General features: G+C 65.2%; 3 protein-coding genes. All 3 read right to left on the bottom strand.

Features of this window, described 5'->3' with window-relative positions; genetic code table 11:
• Nucleotides 1-65: 65 nt before the first annotated feature.
• Entirely contained in the window at nucleotides 66-1430 is a 1365-nt protein-coding gene (locus ACFTZB_RS44800) for an MFS transporter (RefSeq protein WP_378442331.1), read from the bottom strand.
• Nucleotides 1431-1847: 417 nt separating this feature from the next.
• Complete coding sequence (locus tag ACFTZB_RS44795; RefSeq protein WP_378442333.1) at nucleotides 1848-2537, bottom strand: GntR family transcriptional regulator; 690 nt, start codon at nucleotides 2535-2537, stop codon at nucleotides 1848-1850.
• 61 nt (nucleotides 2538-2598) lie between these two features.
• Nucleotides 2599-2806, bottom strand: a 208-nt coding sequence (locus ACFTZB_RS44790; RefSeq protein ID WP_378442329.1) for a hypothetical protein, incomplete at its 5' end; no start/stop codon positions are given.

Raw genomic sequence — 2806 nt, 5'->3', positions numbered from 1 at the left:
GAGACACACGAGAACCGTGTCCTTCCGAGCGAAGGACACGGTTCTCGCATGACGCCTGGGTTCTGTTACACGGAGATGGTCTCCGCGACGGCGGGTGCCTTGCCGGTCTGGCCGAGCCCGGCGCTCTCGGAGAGGGACAACCCCCGGGTCTCAGGTGCCCACATCTGGGAGATCACGGCGCCGAAGAGGGTGACGCCTGCGGCGATCAGCATGGTGACGCCGATGCCGAGGCTACTGAGGGACAGCGGCACCAGGAACGTGCCGATCGCAGCGCCGATGCGGCTGAGCGAGGACGCCAATCCCACTGCGGAACCGCGGACTTCGGTGGGGAACAGCTCGTTCGGGTACACCCACTGCAGGATCTGGGAGCCGCCGATGAGGACCGCGTAGGCGGCGAAGAGGACCATGATGATCGCGCTCGGCGCTCCGGGGAAGATTCCCAGCAGCAGCAGGGCGAGACCCGACCACACGAAACTGTGGATCAGCAGGGGGCGCCGGCCCATCCGATTGACCAGCAGCAGCGCGACGACGCAACCGACCATGAACAGGATGGTGATGGCGGCGGATCCGATGTGTGCGGCGTCGCCCTCGAGGTCGAGGGCACCGAGGATGGCCGGGGCAAAGGCGTAGACGGCGAACAACGGAACCACCGAGCAGGTCCAGAAGAGGGTGATGAAGGCCATCCGCTTGCCGTAGCCGGAGCGCAGGAGTTCCTTGACGCCGACGTTGGTCTCTTCGTCGGCGGGAAGGTCGGCGACGGTGACACCGGGACCGTAGACCTTGCGCAGCACTTCGTTGGCCTTGTCGATCTTCCCCTTGCTGACCAGCCACCTGGGCGACTCCGGCGTGCCGACCCGGGCCACGCAGATCAATACTGCGGGCAATGCGGCACTGGCGAGCATCCACCGCCACGCGTCGTCTCCGGCGGTCCGCGCCAGGACCTCGCCGACGACGTACGCCGCCGCCGCACCGACGAACCACATGGTGACGAAGGCACCGAGCAACGGACCACGGTATTTACGCGGCGCAAATTCTGTCATCAGGGAGGTGGCGATCGGGTAGTCCGCACCCACGGCCATGCCCAGGAGCAGCCTCAGCACGATCAACCAGACGACATCTTCTACGAAGAACTGCGCCACCGAGCAGGCGATGATCGCGATCAGGTCGAGGGTGAACAGGACCTCCCGGCCGAAGCGGTCGGTCAGCCAACCTCCGGCGAAGGCACCGAGCAGGATGCCGATCAGCGTGGACGCGGCGATCAGGCCCTGTTCGGCCGACGACAGGTTCCACTGGCCCGAGATCTGCACCATCGCGACACCGATGATCGAGAGGGCGTAGCCGTCGAGGAACGGCCCTCCGGAGGAGAACACCGCTAACTTCTTGTGAAAGGTGGACAGTGGCGCGTCGTCCAACGGGTTGGTCGTCGTCATCTCGGACTCCTTGTTGACATTCTGTGCCGACCCGGCCCTGATGCGGCATTCCTCGGTGGCGATATCGAGGTGGTCGGATGATGTTTCGATTCCTATTGAGACACAAGGTGATTCGAGAACACGTGATTCTCGACGCGAGGCCGTGCCGGCGAGCCGGCTTCATTCACCACTTGCCACACCCGCTGGTGTGATGTGCGTCTCGTCACAGAACACTAATATGTAATCACAGATCACACAACCCCTCGGTCGTGCTTCCATACCGATGACACAGCGGACAGCACGACGGTTCACCCGGCCGCGGGCTCACCACCTCGGGTGGCGCGACCTTCCGGCCGTGGTTACTCGGGAGTCATTCCGGCCCGAGGGTGCACTGCTCGACGGCGATTCGTGCCGACGGCGTAGAGGTGTGGGGCGGCGCTATCCGGCGTCTGCCGCCGCGGCCTGCTCTGTCGCCAGGAGCGCCTTGATGCGGTCGGTCGCGTCGAGGAGCGATTCCTCGTTGACCGCGGCCGCGGATTCACCCGAGCGGTCCCGGGCAGCAGCAACGAGGCGCTCCTGGAATCGCCACAGCGGGTCGTCTCCCCCGGAGTCCAGGCTTCCCTGCGCGCCCACGATCTTGTAGGCCCGGCAGTGGTTCCACAGGTTGCGGATCGTCTGCAGAAGAACAGGATTCGCGGCGGCCTCGTACAGGATCGACAACAGGGCCTCGTCGTGGTCGAGGACGGCAACCACGCGCCCCTCGTCGACGGCGGCGCGCATCAGCGTGAACTCGGCCTGCATCCGGTCGCAGTCCTCGGCGCTGATCCGCTGCGCGCCGAGCCGGGCGGCCTCCACCTCGAGCAACCGACGCACGTCGTAGACGTGCACCAACTCGGCGAGGGTCAGGCCCTTGACCACCGCTCCCCGGTGGGGCACGCGTTCGGCCAGACCGGCTTCCTCGAGCCGCCGGATCGCCTCACGCACCGGCATCACGCTGGTTCCCACCTGCTCGGCGAGATCGCGCACCCGCAGGCGGGCACCGGCGGGCAGATCACCGTTCATTATCGACTCGTGAATCATCGAGTAGACCTGATCGGTCAGAAGAGTCGGCTCGGCGCGCTTGGACATGACCACAGATCACATATTAACCGGCGTTCGGATCTCCCCTTGTGTGATCTGTGATTACATTTTAGGCTGTGGTGAGACGCAGGTGCCGCAGCAGCCCACCCACCTCGGGCGATCCCCGAACACACGCCATTACACCCGCACGTTTCATGCCCGCCGTAATCGGCTCGGGATCCACAACGGACCGGGCCTGCAGCTCGAGTTCCACGATCATGGAGGTACCTCTGATGTCCATCTCAACCCCCGTCGAGGACGTGACGGTACGCCGTGCA

The organism is Rhodococcus sp. NPDC057014, from assembly GCF_042673295.1.
GTDB lineage: Bacteria > Actinomycetota > Actinomycetes > Mycobacteriales > Mycobacteriaceae > Rhodococcus_F.
The sequence above is the reverse complement of the archived record's forward strand: the minus strand, read 5'-3'. Positions and strand labels throughout refer to the sequence as shown.